Raw genomic sequence first — 15820 nt, 5'->3', positions numbered from 1 at the left:
AGTTCGTACTCGAACCCGATTCTTTACGAGAAAGGGTTCGGGTACGTTTTTTGTTTATCGGAAATTCTGCGGAAGGACTACTCGGAACGGTAAACAGGAACGAACAGAGGCAGGGCATCATCGTGGTGATGGTATCCTGCCTTTTGTTTTGCGGGATCAAGGTCGCTTTATGCGAACTTGATCGCCACTTATATGGGGCATTGATGGCAATTGCTTCGTACGTGCATACCGAGAGCCTGTACACCTCTGGCAAGGCGTAACACACTAGACTTTGTTCCAAAGTCCGTGTGCTAAGGGGGCAGGCCCCTTAGCATTCCTGTGGAGTGTGTACGCACGTACGCAGGAAAACGGCAAAATTTCGCTATATCAGGGCGTTCTTTCATTGGAGAGTATGGTATACACGGCTTAGTTCAACAAATAAGAATTTATATATAAAGGAGAATATTGATGAAACTGTTTTTATGTTCTCACTTTTCAAGTGTAGGAAGTCTGATAAAGGAAGAAATTGAAAATAAAAAAGTCGCATTTATTCCAACAGCTTCGCTGCGTGAAGACTACACCGGTTATGTCGGCTCGGCTCGAAAAATATTCAAAAAGTTGGGAGCAATCGTAACTGAAATTGATATTTCAACGGAGGCTTATTCAACGATACAGTCTCTTTTTGAAGATGCGGATGTGATCTATTTTACCGGCGGAAATTCTTTTTTCCTTATAGACCAGCTCCGTAAAACGGGAACGGATGAGCTGTTGAAGAAAGAATTGGCAAAGGGAAAACTGATGATTGGTGAATCGGCAGGTGCGATTGTATGCGCTCCAAGCATCCAATATATCGAGCAAATGGATGAAAAGCCGGAGGACTACTCACAAGAAAATGATGCAGGGCTTAATTTGATTGATTTCTATGTTCTTCCGCATTATCTTACAGCACCATTTAAGAAAGTTACCGAGACAATAATGACTGAGTTTTCGGATTTGAATCTATGCCCAATTAACAACCGTCAGGGAATTGTAATTGATGGTGAAGGTTCAAAGGTAATTTGCAAAGACTAATTTGAAAATTCCAGTTTGCTGTACTCGTTCCTAGCAAGGTTTGGGGCAGGCACGCGGTCGTACTCAATATCAGCTTCACGGATGATGCCAAAACGGTCACCCGTGAGGAAGTGTTGGGTTCGAGTGCTGTGAACAATGTTCCAGCATGCTGGGGTCAAATTCGCTTGCAGGGATCACACGGTACCCGTGGCGCAGGAGCAAGTCAACGAAAACGCCGTTACCCGCGGTGAGCGTACCGCTAAAGGTGCCATCGTAGACGCGACCCGCACCGCACGAGGGGCTACGGTCCTGCAAGACGCACGCAGCGATCTCGGACGGGCCGCCCGCCTGCTCGCACATATCGAGCGCACGTTGGGCACCCAGGCGAAACTCGCGATCGACTGAGGCGCCCTCGCAGGTACGGACCTCGCCGCTCACAATCTCGGACGGCTTGCGCGGTGTGGGAAGGCCGCCAAAGACCTCGGGGCATACCAACAGGACCTCGGTCCCCGTGCGCTCGCAAGCCTCGACCAGCTCGCGATGGTAGTTATCGAGCCCGTTATACTTGCAGCTCTCGCCCATCAAGCAGGCACTCACCACGATCTTCATATAACAACTCTCCTCACGCAAAATCGCCCCATTTGAGATGGACACTCAAATGGGGCGATTGACACAGCGCAACTAGTGTTACTGCTGCTTTGGCATCAGCGGATTCTCGCGCGTAAGGAGATTCATGAACTCCTCGCCCGTAATCGTCTCCTTCTTGTACAGATAACGAGCCAGCTCGTGGAGCTTAAACTTGTTCTCCTTGAGGATCTGCAGGGCACGATCGTGCGCATCCTCAATCAGCTTGGCGACAATCGCGTCCACGCGCTCGGCCGTACCGGGAGCGCAGGTAAGCGACGTGTCCTGGTTGAGGTACGCGTTCTGGACGGTACCGAGCGCCATCATGCCAAACTCATCGGACATACCAAAGCGTGTCACCATATTACGGGCGAGCTTAGTGGCCTGCTCGATGTCGTTGGCCGCACCGGTCGTCATCTCGCCAAAGATGAGCTCCTCGGCAGCACGTCCGCCGCAGTAGACGGCGAGCTTGTCCAGAACCTCCTGGCGCGTGGTCAGGAAGCGCTCGTCCTCCTCGACCTGCATGGTGTAGCCCAGAGCGCCGCTCGTGCGCGGCACGATGGTGATCTTGGTAACCGGCGCAGAGCCCTTCTGGCGGGCGGCAACGATGGCATGGCCGATCTCGTGGTAAGAAACAACCTGCTTCTCGTGATCGGACAGCACCGTGGACTTGCGCTGCTGACCGGCGATGACAACCTCCACCGACTCCTCAAAATCGTCCTGAGTGGCGCGCTTGCGACCCTCGCGGACGGCACGCAGGGCGCCCTCGTTGATGATGTTGGCAAGGTCGGCGCCCGAGGCACCGGGCGTGGCGCGGGCAATCGCGGTCAGGTCGATCGGCGGCTGCGTCTTCACGCTCTTGGCATGGAGCTCAAGAATGTTCTTACGTCCGGTCAGGTCGGGCAGCTCAACGGGAATACGGCGGTCAAAGCGGCCGGGGCGCAGCAGGGCCGGGTCAAGGCTATCGGGACGGTTGGTGGCAGCGAGAACGACAATACCCTTGTGGTTATCAAAGCCGTCCATCTCGGTCAGCAGCTGGTTGAGCGTCTGCTCGCGCTCGTCGTTGCCACTAAAGCCGCCGCCATCGCGCTTCTTGCCGATGGTATCGATCTCATCGATAAAGACGATGCACGGGGCCTTTTCCTTGGCCTGCTTAAACAGATCGCGAACCTTAGCGGCGCCACGGCCGACGAACATCTCGACGAACTCAGAACCAGAAATACTAAAGAACGGAACGCCCGCCTCGCCGGCAACGGCCTTGGCAAGCAGGGTCTTACCCGTACCCGGAGGGCCGACAAGGAGGGCACCGCGCGGCAGCTTGGCGCCGATCTCCTCGTAGCGCTGCGGCTTCTCCAGAAAGTCGACGACCTCCTTGAGGGACTCCTTGGCCTCTTCCTGGCCGGCGACATCCTTAAAGGTCACGCCCACATCCTTGGAGGCGATCACGCGAGCACCGGACTTGCCCAGTCCACCGCCGCCAAAACCACCGCCGCCAAAGTTCATCGAGGGACCGTCATCACCCATGGCCTTCTTCATGCGGCGGTTGAGCCACCAGCCAATCAGGAAGAAAATCACCATGGGAAGAATGAGGGTGAGCAGGTAGTAGGTCATCAGACCCGAGTTCTTATCGGGAACGACCGACTCAAGCGAGGCGCCAGATTCAAGCACGCGATCGGTAAAGCCCGCGTCATTCGGCACACCGGTCGTCTTGTAGGCGATGTTCTCGTCCTCGCCCTTCTTGGTGTAATAAATCGTGTAATCGTCCGTGTTGTACTCGACCTTGTCGACGCTTTTCTTATCGAGCGCTTTGACAAACGTCGAATAATCGGTCTTCGTAATCTGCTGCGTGTGACCGATGTTGGGGAACAGAACGGTCGAGAGCACGAGGTAGACGACGAAGGCGATGAGCACGTAGAGGATCATATTCCGTCTACGTTTGTTGTCATCCATCTCCATCTGCTTGAACTCCATCTACTGGGGTTGATAATGCTATCTAGAATACCCAACCGGGACGGCGATAAACCGACGCCGGGCACGAAAGGACAGAGATGGCATCACTGGAAGTCGGCAAGGTTCAGATCTACACGGGCGATGGCAAGGGCAAGACGACGGCTGCGCTGGGACTCGCGCTGCGCGCCACGGGTTATGGGCTCGACGTACTCATGCTGCAGTTTGCCAAGAAGCTACACTGCGCCGAACACGATGCCGCGCCGCGCCTGGGACTGCGTATTAAGCAGGCCGATCGCGACACGCCCGAGGCTTGCGCCGCGCAGATCATGGAACTCGCACGCGAGCAGATATCACAGGTCGATGTGCTCATTCTGGACGAACTCGGCGAGGCGATGCGCCGCGGTTTTGTGACGCGCGAGGATGTCGAGGTGCTCATTGCGACAAAGCCTGCCACAACAGAGCTCGTACTCACCGGCCGCGGCCTGCTCCCCCTCGCCGATCTTGCGGATCTGGTCACCGAAATGCGCCCCGTCAAACACTACTTCGACGAAGGCCTCCTAGCCCGCCAAGGCATCGAATACTAGTCATTGCGGACGTCCCCAATGACTAGGCGGTGGCGCGACCGAGCCAGTTACCGCTGTGGTGGTAGATAGTAAACATCGTGGCCGTGATGAGCCAGGTTACGGGGTAAACCAGCAGCAGGTGCTCAAGCGACGGATCGAACGGCATAATCGCAAACACCCAGATCACCCTGAGCACGACGGTGCCAAAAATCGTGAGCAGCATGGGCTGCAAGCTCACGCCGGCACCGCGAATGGAGCCGGACGCATTTTCGATAATCGAGAAGATCGCGTAGAACGGCGCGATAAAATGAAGAATCGTCGTGGTGTAGGCCGATATCGCGGCATCGTCGACAAACAGGCGCGACAACGGACCCGAGAACACCAGCAGCACGGCAGACAGGCCACCAATGAGCATAAACGACAGCACGAGCGACGTATGGTAGCCCTTGCGCATGCGCTCGTAGTTGCGCGCGCCAAAGTTCTGTGCCGAGAACGTGGTGATCGAAACGCCAAGCGCCTCGGTGACCATCCAGACAATACCATCCAAACGGCCCGAAAGACCCCACGCCGTGGTGACATCGGCACCAAACGAATTGACCGACACCTGAATCAAAACGTTGGAAATCGAATACGCAGCAGACTGAAAGCCAAGCGGCAGACCACACGAGATCATGCTCTTACAAATGCCAGGATCAATGCCGAGCTTGGACAGCGAAAGCCGCCACGCACCCGGTGCGTGCATCATACGAATCACGATCATCGTGGCGTTGGAGCAAATGGTCAGCGCCACCGCGATGCCGCAGCCCAGAGCTTCCATATGAAGCACGGCAACAAAAATAATATCCAGCACCGCATTAACAAGGCAGCCGGAAGCGATGATCACAGCAGGCCCGCGCGTGTCGCCCACGGCGCGCAGCAGTGCCGTTCCCATATTGAGCAGCAGCGCCGCAACCATGGCGGCAAAATAGCAACGAGCATAGGCCACGCCCTCGGCCAATAGTTCATGCGGTGTGTTCATAAGCACCAGCATGGGCTCAACGAACACTATGCCAAGAATCGAGAAAACGATACCGCCCACCAGCGCGAGGGTCATGGCCGTATGGACCGAACGACTCAGTCGCTCATCATCGTGCTGGCCAAAATACTGACCGGTAATGACCGCGCAGCCGGCGCCGACGCCAACGCAAAAGCCAATGCAGAGCTCGGTGAGCACCATCGTGGCCTGAATGCCACCCAGTGCAAGCTTGCCGCCAAACTGGCCGACGATATAGGTACCGATAAGCGTGTAGGCCTGTTGAAAAAACGAACTAAAGAAGATGGGAACGCACAGCGAAAGCAGCTGCTGCCAAATAACACCCTGCGTTACATCGATAGCCGTAGATTTCTTAGCCACACGCCCTCCCCACCAGCATACGTCAAACAACAAAACGGCAATTTAAGGCCAAAACCAATAGCAGCTTAGCACCGACCGGCGTCGACCGAAACACCCCGAGTCAGAGCCCGGTGCGAACTATCTGCTTAGTGATACAAACCCGGCTGGTAGTGATACTCATTGCTCACATGCGGGCACAGCTGCCAAAAGGCGACGGCACTCGCCGCGGCCACGTTGAGCGAATCGACCCCGTGCGCCATCGGAATGCGCACGGCCCGGTCGCAGCCCGCGATGGTCTTGGCGCCCAGGCCAGCACCCTCGGTGCCCATAAAGATTGCCAGGCGGTCAATCTCCTGGAGCGCGGGATCGTCCAGCGAAACGGAGTCGTCCGTCAGCGCCATCGCAGCGCACGAAAAACCGGCTTCGTGCAGTGCCGCCAGGCCATCGTGCGGCCACACACGAGCCTCGCTGCCAATACGCGTCCACGGCACCTGAAACACCGTGCCCATGCTCACGCGGGCCGAGCGACGGTACAGCGGGTCGCAGCACGTCGGACTGACCAAAATACCGTCGACATTGAGCGCGGCGGCCGAGCGGAAAATCGCACCCACGTTCGTGTGGTCGACAATACCCTCGAGCACGCACACGCGCACCGGGCGCTCCCCCGCCGCCTCGACGACGCCACCCAAGAACTCATCAACCGGAATCTGTCGCGGGCGACGAAACGCCGCGAGCGCACCGCGCGTCACGTTAAAGCCCGTCAGCTGCTCCATGAGTTCCATGGAAGCCACGAACACAGGAACCGGACCTGCGCCCTCGCGCACAACCAGGCGCTCAAACAGCGGCGTCATCTGGTCGAGCCAGCGTTCGCCCAAAAGAAAGCTCACCGGCTCGTATCCGGCGCGAACCGCACGCTCGATGACCTTGGCACTCTCGGCGATAAAGATGCCCTTTTGCGGCTCCAGCACGCAGCGCAGCTCGCGCTCGGTCAGTCGCACGTAGGCATCGAGCCGCTCGTCCTCGAGCGAATCAATTCGCAGAACCTCAACGGCATCAGTCATAGCAGCCTGCCCGCACCCTTCTTTGCAGCACCTATACCTATACAAATATCGGGGCAACGCCATGCGCTGCCCCGCCACTCATTCCAACCCGATAATACCGAAGGGATAATCGGGTTTACGCATCAACGCGACGATACGTCACGAACTCATAATTGAGGCCCTCATCGCCCTCTCCGGCAGCGACAACCGTCGATTCGCTGGCCCGCGCAATCTCCCACGCGGGATCGGCATCCAAGTCGAGAAAGTACGTGTCCACGTGATGGACGCAATGGTTGTGCGTGACCTCGGCCTCCACGCAATACGGCAAAAACTGCCGATACACCTCGCCACCGCCGATCACCCACGCAACGGGCTCATCGGCAACCGCAGCGAGCGCCTCGTCGATGCTATGCACCACGTCGACGCCCTCGGGAGCAAAGCTCTCGTCGCGGGTGAGCACGATATTGCGGCGGTTTTTGAGCGGACGCCCACCAGGAAAACTCAGTAGCGTCTTGCGCCCCATAATGACCGGGCAACCCTTGGTGCAGGCCACAAAATGGCGCATGTCGGCGCGATTGGAAACCACCATGTCGCCCTCACATCCAATGCCCCAGTCGTCACACACGGCGACGATGGCAGAAAGCTTACACGTCATGAGCGCCACCTACACCGCAATGGGAATGTTCTTGACCTGCGGGCCGTGCTCGTAGCCCTCGACGATGAGGTCATCGGTCGTAAACGCATAGAAATCGTGCACGTCGGGGTTAAGCGTTACCTTGGGCGCCGCAAACTGCGGACGCTCGATAAGTTCACGGACAATATCGACATGACGGTCGTAAATGTGGGCATCGGCAATCACATGCAGCAGCTCACCGGGAATCATATCGACCGACTGCGCGACCATCATCAGCAAAATGGCGTACTGGCACACATTCCAGTTGTTGGCGGCTAAAATGTCCTGGCTGCGCTGGTTGAGAATCATGTTGAGTGTGGGTTTATCGTCCTGCGGGCGCTGCGTGACGTTATAGGTCACGCTGTACGCGCACGGATACAGGTGCATTTCGGACAGGTCGCTAAACACGTACGTGTTGGTCATGATGCGGCGGCTGTACGGCGTGTTCTTAAGGTCGTACAGCACGCGGTCCATCTGGTCAAAGTCACCCTCGGCATAATGGCTTTTCTGCCCAATCTGGTACCCGTAGGCCTTGCCGATGGAGCCAGTCTCGTCGGCCCACTCATCCCAAATATGGCTGTTGAGGTCGCGGACGTTATTTGACTTCTTTTGATAGATCCACAAGATCTCGTCCATGGCAGACTTAAGCGCCGTGCGACGCAGTGTGAGCGCGGGAAACTCCTCACGCAGGTCGTAGCGAGCCGTAACGCCAAAGTTTTTAATGGTATAGGCAGGGGTGCCGTCCTCCCACACCGGTCGGACCTTTTGGCCCTCGGTGGTGGTGCCATGGTCCAAGATATCGCGGCACATGGTTACAAACTGTTGATCAGCCTTGCTCATTGACCCTCCTGTCAGTCGCCTATAAGCGAAATTCATTGTAGCCTAGGCGCACGCGACCCCACAGCCCAAACATAAGCCCTCATTTTCTGACATATGCCAGAAATTCCTTGCGCATATCCGCACGTTCGATATTCTATTGTTGACATATGTCAGATAAGGAGAGTGAATGGCGGGAAGACGAGAAAAATTGCGCCGCGTTGGGATCATCCCCGAATATCGCGGTTTTACCCCCGACGGCCTTGCCAGCGGAGATGCCATCGACATGACGGTCGACGAACTCGAGGTCCTGCGACTGTGCGACCTGGAAGGACTCAATCAGGAGGCAGTCGCCCAACAAATGGGTATCGCTCGCGCCACCGTGGCGGCCATCTGCAGCCGCGCACATCGCAAGGTGGCAAACGCGCTGGTCAATGGACGGGCGATTGTCATCGAAGGCGGCAACATCGCGTATTCCCCCATCACCACGACGACGGCCGCATGGCCAGCAAAGGAGGTCGACACCATGAGGGTGGCAACGACGTACGACAACGGCAGCATCTTTATGCACTTTGGCCGCAGCGGACAGTTCAAGATCTACGACATCCAGGATGGCAAGGTGCTCAACGAGCAGGTCGTAAACACCGGTGGCACCGGCCACGGCGCCTTGGCGGGCCTGCTTGCCAACGGTGGCGTTGACACGCTCATCTGCGGCGGCATCGGCGGCGGCGCCATCAACGCGCTCGCCCAGGCCGGCATCACGGTCTATGCAGGAGCCCAGGGCAACTGCGACGCTTGCGTCGAAGCCCTCATTGCCGGTACGCTCGCGCAGACCGGCGAGGCCACCTGCGACTGCCACGGCCATGACCACGACCACGCCCACGAACATGGCGAGTCCTGCAGTTGCCACGGCCATCACGAGCACGAGGGCCACGAGGGCTGCGGCTGCCACTAACGGCACGGCACCGCGAGCTCGGGGCGCGACACTGAACGCAGCCCAACTATCAAAGCCAACAACAAAGGCCACCCGGTAACTTCCGAGTGGCCTTTGCCATATCAAGCTGGAATTACAGCCCTATTTCTTATTGCGCATCTGCGCTTCCATCTGGCGCAGCAGCTCCATATCGGACTTGGGACCGCCCGTACCCAGGCCGCCCATACCGCCCAGACCCATAGCGTCCAGCCCAGGGATATTGGGCATGCGCATCTTTTTGCCCTTCTTGCCCTTTTTGCCCTTCTTGCCGCCGGCCTGTGCCTGATTGGCCATCGTGCGCATGCGGCCCATCATCTTGTTCATCTCGCCCCACTGCTTCATAAGGCTATTGACCTCGGTGGGGGTCACACCGGCGCCCTTGGCGATACGCGCGCGGCGCTGGCCGTTGATGATGGAGGGACGCAGGCGCTCCTCCTTGGTCATCGACATGATGATGGCCTCGTTCTTATCGAAGATGCCCTCGTCCAGGTTGCCGCCCATCTGGTTGAGCGCGCGCTGACCGCCGGGAAGCATACCCAGAATGCCCTTCATGCCGCCCATCTTCTTGACGGCCTTCATCTGGTCGAGCATGTCGTTCATGGTAAAGCCCTCGCGCAGCATACGCTCGGCAGCCTCGAGCTGCTCGGCGTCGGCCGCCTCCTGGGCCTTCTCGATGATGCCGACAACATCGCCCATGCCCAAGATGCGCTTGGCCATGCGGTCGGGGTAGAACGGCTCCAGCGAATCGGGCTTCTCGCCCATGCTCACGAACTTAATGGGCTTACCGGTCACCTGGCGCACAGAAAGCGCGCCGCCACCACGGGCATCGCCGTCGAGCTTGGAGATAATCACGCCGTCAAAGTCGGTGCGCTCGGCAAAGGTCGAGACGACGTTGACGATATCCTGGCCGGTCATGGCATCGACGACCATCAGCACCTGATCGGGCTTGACGGCCTTCTTGATGTCCACGGCTTCCTGCATCATCTGCTCGTCGATCTGCAAACGACCGGCGGTATCGACGATGACCACGTCACGCAGGTGGTCGACGGCCTCCTGAATGGCGCCCTTGGCGATATCGACCGGGTGCTCGCCGTCACCGCGGAAGACCGGCACGCCGATCTCTCCGCCGAGCGTGGCCAGCTGGTCGGCAGCGGCGGGACGGTAGACATCGCACGCGGCGAGCAGCGGCGAGCGGCCCTGCTTCTTGAGCAGGTAGGCCAGCTTTACGGCAGCCGTAGTCTTACCGGAGCCCTGCAGGCCGACGAGCATGATGACATTGGGAATGCGGTTGCTAAAGACGAGCTTGCTCTCGGTGGAACCGAGCATCTCGGTGAGCTCGTCGAGCACAATCTTGACGACGTTTTGCGCCGGCGACAGCGACTCCATGACCTCGGCGGTCATGCAGCGCTCCTTGGTCTTGGCGACGAACTCCTTGACGACCTTGAAGTTGACGTCGGCCTCGAGCAGCGCCATGCGAATGTCGCGCATGGCCGAGGTAATATCGGCCTCGGTCAATTTACCCTTGCCGCGCAGGCGGTCAAATGTGTCGTTGAGGCGATCGCTCAGAGAATCAAACACTAGTCACTCCTTAATTGGACTCGCCCACCAGGGCGCGGCAGAAATCTTTGGCATTGAACTCCTGCAGGTCATCGACCTGCTCGCCCACGCCAATGCGCAGGATTGGGAGCTTGAGCTTCTCGGCCACGGCCATGGCGATGCCACCCTTAGCCGTGCCGTCCAGCTTTGTCATGATAATACCGTCCAGACCCAACGCCTCGTTAAACTCGAGCGCCTGGTTCAGGCCGTTTTGGCCCGTCGCGGCATCGATCACGAGGACAACCGAGACCGGCATGGGACCGGCGGCCATATTGGCGGCGCGCTTGCGCGTCACGTTGACCACCTTGGCAAGCTCGCGCATGAGCTCGGGGCTCGTGTGCAGACGGCCGGCAGTGTCGATAAGCACCAGGTCGCTGCCGCGCTTGTCGGCCTCATCGAGCACGTCATAGCACACGCTCGCCGGATCGGAGCCGCGGTCGCGCTTGATGACGGGAACGCCGGCGCGCTGGCCCCACACATCGAGCTGCTCGATGGCGGCGGCGCGGAAGGTATCGGCCGAACCGATCACGACGTTCTTGCCGCGGGCAGCCATAGCGCTCGCGATCTTGCCGACCGTCGTGGTCTTGCCGGCACCGTTAATACCCACAAACAGCACGCAGCTCGGCGTGTCGGAGAACGGATCGCGCTCGGCGGGCACAAAATGCTGCTCGAGCTGCTCGGCCAGGGCGCGACGGAGTTGCGGAGCGGTCTTGAGGTTCTTCTTGGCCGCGGTATCGCGCAGGTCATCGGAGACCTGAATGGCGACCTCGGCGCCCATGTCACCCATGACGAGGGTGTCCTCTAGATCCTCCCAAAAATCCTCATCGACCTCGCCGCCAAAGTAAAAGACCTCGTTGAGGGCCTCGCGGCTGCGCTCAAGTCCGCGCGAGAGAGCATCGAAGAATCCCATTATGCATTCACGACCTTTCCGGTTTCGCGATCAAGTTTTTGCGAGACGACGCGGCTGACGCCGTCGGCTTGCATCGAGACGCCGTAGAGGACGTCAGCGTCCTCCATAGTACGGCGCTGATGCGAGATAACCAAGAGCTGCGTATCGGAACGCAAAACATCGAGCGCGCCGATGAGCTTGGACAGGTTGGCGTCGTCGAGTGCCGCCTCGACCTCGTCCAGCACATAGAACGGCACCGTACGCGTGCGATACACGGCAAAGAGCAAGGCGAGCGCCGTCAGGCTCTTCTCGCCGCCCGACATGAGCATCATCTTGGTGATGCGCTTGCCGCGCGGCTGCGCCACGACCTCGATGCCCGTCTCGGCAGGATGCTCGGGGTCGGTCATCTCCAGATGCGCCTGGCCACCCGGGAACAGCATGGCGAAGATCTCGCGGAAGTTCGCATCGACCTTCTCAAAGGTCACCAGGAAGGCTTTACGCATCTTACGGTCAATGGCCACGGTAATCTTGGTGAGCGCCTTGCGCGCGCTCTCCAGATCGGCCAGCTGCTCCTCGATATAATCGGCGCGGCGCTTGAGCTGCTCGTACTCCTCCATCGCAACCTGGTTCACAGGGCCCAGGTTGTTGATCTGACGCACGAGCTGGTTGAGCTCGCGCTCGGCGGCGTCGCGGTCGGTGGGCGCAGGAAGCATGAGAGCTTCCTCGAGCACCGTGGTGCCATCGGCGGTAATGGCCTTGATGGCCGCCTCTACCTGCACCTCGAGTTTGCCGCGTGCGACCTTGAACTCGTTTTGCGTCGCCGTGGCGGCATCGACCCGCTCCTTGGCGCGGGAGACCTCGGCCTTGGCGTCCTCGATGGTCTTCTTGAGCGAGGCCGAGTCCGCCTCCTCGAGCGAAGCCTGGTCACGCAGGCGCGCGGCCCAATCCGACGCGCGCTCCAGCAGGGCCGAATAGCGCTCGTGCATGGGGTCGACGCGCAGGCGCAGCAACTCGAGCGAGCGCGAGGCCTGGCGTGTTCCGCGGATACGGCGGTCGATGCCCTCCAGACGATGCTCAAGATCGGGCACGCGGCCCTTCAGCGAACGCAGGCGCTCGCTCGTCTGAGCCAGGCGGACCTTGGCATCGGCGAGCTTACCGGCTGCCTCAGAATCGTCACGGCGCACGCGATCGAGCTCATCGTTGGCTTCGGCAATCTGAAGACCAAGGTCGCTTGCCTGCGCACGGGCCTCGTCGCGCGAACGGGTGAGCTCGTCAACGCGCGGACGCGCAGCGCGGACGGCCTCGGCGGCCTGCTCGCGGCGCTTCGAGATGCGCACGCGCTCGACCTCGGCATTGTTGGCGCTTTGCTCCAAGCGGCCGATCTCGGAAAGCAGCGAGCGGCGCTCGCCCTCAAGACGGGCGATCTCGCCGGCGGCATCGCCCTCGGCGGCACGCGCCTCCTCGACGGCCGCATTGGCCTCGACGACCTGGTCTGACACATGCTCAAACACGGCAGCCAGATCGGGCTCCAGGCCCTCTAACTCGCGAATGCGACGCTTGCGCTCCAAGGCACCCGAAGCCTCGCCGGCATCGAGCCCCACGCGCACCAGGCCGCCACAGCTCACGCGGGCGCCATCGGGAGTCACGTAGGTCACACCGTCAACGACTGGTGCCGCCAGCGCGGCGGCCAAGTCATCGACCACGTAATAGCCGCCGAGCAGGGCCTCGACAACCGGGCCATAACCGGAGCGCACGGACAGACGATCGACCAGACGCGAACCGGCAGCACCCTTAGCAGCAGCACCGCCGCTCACGCCGCGCGCCATCAGCAGCGCCTCGCCCGAGGCCTTCTTTTGGTCCAGAGCCGCACGACCGGCGCGCTCAAGCGTAGCGGCATCATCAAACAAAAGAGCATCGATATCGCCAGAAAGCAGCTGCTCGACCAGGCCCTCGAGCTCACGAGGAGCCTCGAGCACGTCGCCCAGACGACCCGAGACATCATCGCCCAGCGCACCCATCAGACGGCTCACCAGCGGCGAGCTGTCTGCCATGCGGGCATCGAGCTTCTTTTGGCTCGCGAGCTCAGAGCGAACCTCGGACAGTTTGTTGCGCGCCTCGCTCTCGCGATTACGCAAGTCCTTCAACGCCGCACGAGCGACCTCGGTGGCCTCACGCGCATCGACCTGGGCTTGACGGGCCTGATCGAGCGCGCCTTCGAGCTCCTCAGCGCGGTCGCGACGGCTCTCGAGCGAGGCCGTGACCTCCTCGAGCTGCTCGTCGATCTGCTCCAGGCGCGAGGCGTACATGTTGTCCTCGACCTCGGCGTTGCTCAGCGAGTCCTTCACCTTGGCAAGCTCGAGCGCGGCGTTGTCGGCCACACGCTGCACATCGCGCTGCTCGCGCGTGAGCTGCGAAATCTGATTGTCAAGCGCAACGCGACGCTCGTGGAGCTGGGCGGCAGCAGGACCGGCGGCGTCAACGTCGGACTGGGCCTGCATGTGCGCACCGGTCACCTCCTCAAGCTGGGCACGTGCATCCTCGAGCTCCTCGACAACGCGACGACGCTGATGCTCGGAGCTCGAGATCTGGCCGCGCATGTCGGACAGGCGCGACACCATGTTGTGGCCCTTTTCCTCGAGCAGGCGCATATCGGAATTGATGCGGCCGACCACGTCTTGCATATGGCGGCGCTGCTCGCCCAGATCGCCCACAAACAGGCCCTTTTCCTCGAGCATAACCTGGAGCTTCTCGAGCTCGCGCTCTTTCTCACCCAGGCGGTACTGCGCGAGCTCCAGCTCGGCGGCGCCCTCCTTAGAGCGGCTCTCCAAGTCGTTCCACTGCGACTGCAGCGAACGAAGCTCGTCGACGGCCAGCATCTGCGTAAGCTCGTTCGCGCGCGAGGACAGCTCTTTGTACTTGCGCGCGCGATCGACCTGACGCTCCAGCGGCCGCAGCTGGCGGGCGATCTCCTTATTGATGTCGCGGGCACGGGTCAGGTGCTCGTCCATCGACTTGATCTTTTTGAGCGCACGCTCCTTACGGCGCTTGTGCTTGGAGATGCCGGCAGCCTCCTCAATAAGAGCGCGGCGCTCCTCGGGGCGGCTCTGCAAAATGGCATCGAGCTTGCCCTGGCTGATGATGGAATGCGTATCCTTGCCCAGGCCCGAATCGTGCAGGATGTCCTGAATGTCCATCAGGCGGCACGGGCTCGAGTTGATGAGGTACTCACTCTCGCCCGAGCGATACATGCGGCGGGTGATAGCCACCTCTTCAAAGTCGACGGGAAGCATATGGTCCGAGTTGTCGAGCACCAGCGTAACCTCGGCCACACCCACCGGCTTGCGCGCCGACGAGCCCGAGAAGATGACATCCTCCATGGCCTGGCCGCGCAGCTGCTTGGCGCTCTGCTCGCCCAGGACCCACAGAATCGAGTCGGAGATGTTCGATTTTCCCGAGCCGTTGGGACCGACGATGACGGTCAGGCCCGGCTCAAATGACATATGGGCGCGGTCGGCAAACGACTTGAACCCTTTGAGCGTGAGGGACTTGAGATACACGGTTCCTCGCTTAAACAGGCTTCTTGTTGAGAATCACGCCGTTGGTGGTGTAGCCCATGCGGTCGAGCGCCTCGAGCGCAGCGGCTCCCTCGGCCTCCTTCTTGGAGGAACCAGTGCCGCGGCCTTGACGAATACCGTCGATGAGCACCACAGCGGTAAAGGTGGGCGCATGCGCGGGGCCCTCGGAGCCGACCAGCTTATACGCGGGAGGCTCGTGGCCGTCTGCCTGCACGCACTCCTGCAAGAACGACTTGGGGTTCGCGGGGTGCTCGGCACGCTCGGAGGCCAGGTGCGGCTTGAGCGTACGGTGGATGAACTCCGCCGCCGCATCCCAACCGGCATCCAGATACAACGCACCCACGAGCGACTCGTAGACGTTCTCGAGCGCCGAATGCAGGCCGCGGGCGCCGGTACCGGTCTCGGAGGCACCAAAGATGATGATGTCGTCGATACCCAGTTCGTGCGACACCTCGGACAGCGTAGCGCCCGAGACAAGGGACACCTTCAGGCGCGTGAGCTTACCCTCGTCAAACTCGGGATAGGACTCAAAGAGCGAACGGGCCACCACGGCGCCCAAAATGGAATCGCCCAAAAACTCAAGGCGCTCATAGCTGGCAGAGACCGGCTGACCCTCGACGGCCGAGGGATGCGTGAGCGCCGCGCGCAGCAGCACCTTATTATTGAACTCATGGCCCAGAATCTCCTGGGCGCGCGTGAGTCGTTCAGACAAAGCCAAGA

The 15820-nt window shown here is 60.0% G+C and carries 13 protein-coding genes; 3 read left to right on the top strand and 10 right to left on the bottom strand.

Annotated features, from left to right (window positions below; translation table 11 throughout):
- Positions 1–447 precede the first annotated feature (447 nt).
- Positions 448–1050: a Type 1 glutamine amidotransferase-like domain-containing protein gene (locus tag DW823_RS04145; protein ID WP_118080558.1), complete on the top strand. Its 603-nt coding sequence runs from the start codon at positions 448–450 to the stop codon at positions 1048–1050.
- A gap of 96 nt (positions 1051–1146) precedes the next feature.
- Here DW823_RS04145 and DW823_RS04140 read toward each other — a convergent pair whose 3' ends face one another.
- Positions 1147–1638 carry a DUF523 domain-containing protein gene (locus tag DW823_RS04140; RefSeq protein ID WP_117583433.1) on the bottom strand — a complete coding sequence of 164 codons (492 nt, stop codon included), beginning with the start codon at positions 1636–1638 and terminating at the stop codon, positions 1147–1149.
- 78 nt (positions 1639–1716) lie between these two features.
- Complete coding sequence (gene ftsH, locus DW823_RS04135; protein ID WP_199408124.1) at positions 1717–3609, bottom strand: ATP-dependent zinc metalloprotease FtsH; 1893 nt, start codon at positions 3607–3609, stop codon at positions 1717–1719.
- A gap of 92 nt (positions 3610–3701) precedes the next feature.
- Here ftsH and DW823_RS04130 point away from each other — a divergent pair, with 92 nt between their 5' ends.
- Positions 3702–4187 carry a cob(I)yrinic acid a,c-diamide adenosyltransferase gene (locus DW823_RS04130; RefSeq protein ID WP_118080556.1) on the top strand — a complete coding sequence of 162 codons (486 nt, stop codon included), beginning with the start codon at positions 3702–3704 and terminating at the stop codon, positions 4185–4187.
- A 22-nt stretch (positions 4188–4209) separates the two neighbouring features.
- On the opposite strand, the gene DW823_RS04125 is transcribed toward DW823_RS04130, so the two are convergent.
- The 4 genes from DW823_RS04125 to thyA form a co-directional block, all read right to left on the bottom strand.
- Entirely contained in the window at positions 4210–5559 is a 1350-nt protein-coding gene (locus DW823_RS04125; RefSeq protein ID WP_118080554.1) for an MATE family efflux transporter, read from the bottom strand.
- Between the two features lie 125 nt (positions 5560–5684).
- A complete protein-coding gene (locus tag DW823_RS04120; protein ID WP_118080551.1) occupies positions 5685–6599 on the bottom strand; it encodes an RNA methyltransferase in 915 nt (304 codons plus the stop codon).
- A 115-nt stretch (positions 6600–6714) separates the two neighbouring features.
- The gene (locus tag DW823_RS04115; RefSeq protein WP_118080549.1) at positions 6715–7233 is read right to left on the bottom strand and encodes a dihydrofolate reductase; all 519 of its coding nucleotides are present in this window, start codon (positions 7231–7233) and stop codon (positions 6715–6717) included.
- A 9-nt stretch (positions 7234–7242) separates the two neighbouring features.
- The gene (thyA, locus tag DW823_RS04110) at positions 7243–8091 is read right to left on the bottom strand and encodes a thymidylate synthase (protein ID WP_055251117.1); all 849 of its coding nucleotides are present in this window, start codon (positions 8089–8091) and stop codon (positions 7243–7245) included.
- Positions 8092–8257: 166 nt separating this feature from the next.
- Here thyA and DW823_RS04105 point away from each other — a divergent pair, with 166 nt between their 5' ends.
- Positions 8258–9022, top strand: coding sequence for a DUF134 domain-containing protein (locus DW823_RS04105; protein ID WP_118080547.1), 765 nt, complete (start codon positions 8258–8260; stop codon positions 9020–9022).
- A 120-nt stretch (positions 9023–9142) separates the two neighbouring features.
- Here DW823_RS04105 and ffh read toward each other — a convergent pair whose 3' ends face one another.
- The 4 genes from ffh to rnc are packed head-to-tail and all read right to left on the bottom strand — an operon-like array spanning position 9143 to position 15818.
- Positions 9143–10618, bottom strand: coding sequence for a signal recognition particle protein (gene ffh / locus DW823_RS04100; protein ID WP_055251122.1), 1476 nt, complete (start codon positions 10616–10618; stop codon positions 9143–9145).
- Between the two features lie 10 nt (positions 10619–10628).
- Complete coding sequence (gene ftsY / locus DW823_RS04095) at positions 10629–11546, bottom strand: signal recognition particle-docking protein FtsY (RefSeq protein ID WP_055251124.1); 918 nt, start codon at positions 11544–11546, stop codon at positions 10629–10631.
- Positions 11546–15082 (bottom strand): chromosome segregation protein SMC, encoded by a 3537-nt coding sequence (gene smc / locus DW823_RS04090; RefSeq protein ID WP_118080545.1) that lies wholly within the window; start codon positions 15080–15082, stop codon positions 11546–11548. The genes ftsY and smc overlap by 1 nt, the downstream gene beginning before the upstream one ends.
- Before the next feature lie 10 nt (positions 15083–15092).
- Positions 15093–15818: a ribonuclease III gene (gene rnc, locus DW823_RS04085; protein WP_117629289.1), complete on the bottom strand. Its 726-nt coding sequence runs from the start codon at positions 15816–15818 to the stop codon at positions 15093–15095.
- Positions 15819–15820 lie beyond the last annotated feature (2 nt).

Origin of the sequence: Collinsella sp. AM34-10, from assembly GCF_003469185.1 — a bacterium.
Lineage (GTDB): Bacteria > Actinomycetota > Coriobacteriia > Coriobacteriales > Coriobacteriaceae > Collinsella.
This window is presented reverse-complemented; position numbering and strand designations above follow the sequence as displayed.

Excerpts from the sequence above, each read along its gene's own strand:
- DW823_RS04115 (WP_118080549.1), bottom strand. The coding sequence starts at position 7,233 with ATGACGTGTAAGCTTTCTGCCATCGTCGCCGTGTGTGACGACTGGGGC.
- thyA (WP_055251117.1), bottom strand. The coding sequence starts at position 8,091 with ATGAGCAAGGCTGATCAACAGTTTGTAACCATGTGCCGCGATATCTTG.
- ftsH (WP_199408124.1), bottom strand. The coding sequence starts at position 3,609 with ATGGAGATGGATGACAACAAACGTAGACGGAATATGATCCTCTACGTG.
- DW823_RS04140 (WP_117583433.1), bottom strand. The coding sequence starts at position 1,638 with ATGAAGATCGTGGTGAGTGCCTGCTTGATGGGCGAGAGCTGCAAGTAT.
- DW823_RS04105 (WP_118080547.1), top strand. The coding sequence starts at position 8,258 with ATGGCGGGAAGACGAGAAAAATTGCGCCGCGTTGGGATCATCCCCGAA.
- DW823_RS04130 (WP_118080556.1), top strand. The coding sequence starts at position 3,702 with ATGGCATCACTGGAAGTCGGCAAGGTTCAGATCTACACGGGCGATGGC.
- DW823_RS04120 (WP_118080551.1), bottom strand. The coding sequence starts at position 6,599 with ATGACTGATGCCGTTGAGGTTCTGCGAATTGATTCGCTCGAGGACGAG.
- DW823_RS04145 (WP_118080558.1), top strand. The coding sequence starts at position 448 with ATGAAACTGTTTTTATGTTCTCACTTTTCAAGTGTAGGAAGTCTGATA.
- ftsY (WP_055251124.1), bottom strand. The coding sequence starts at position 11,546 with ATGGGATTCTTCGATGCTCTCTCGCGCGGACTTGAGCGCAGCCGCGAG.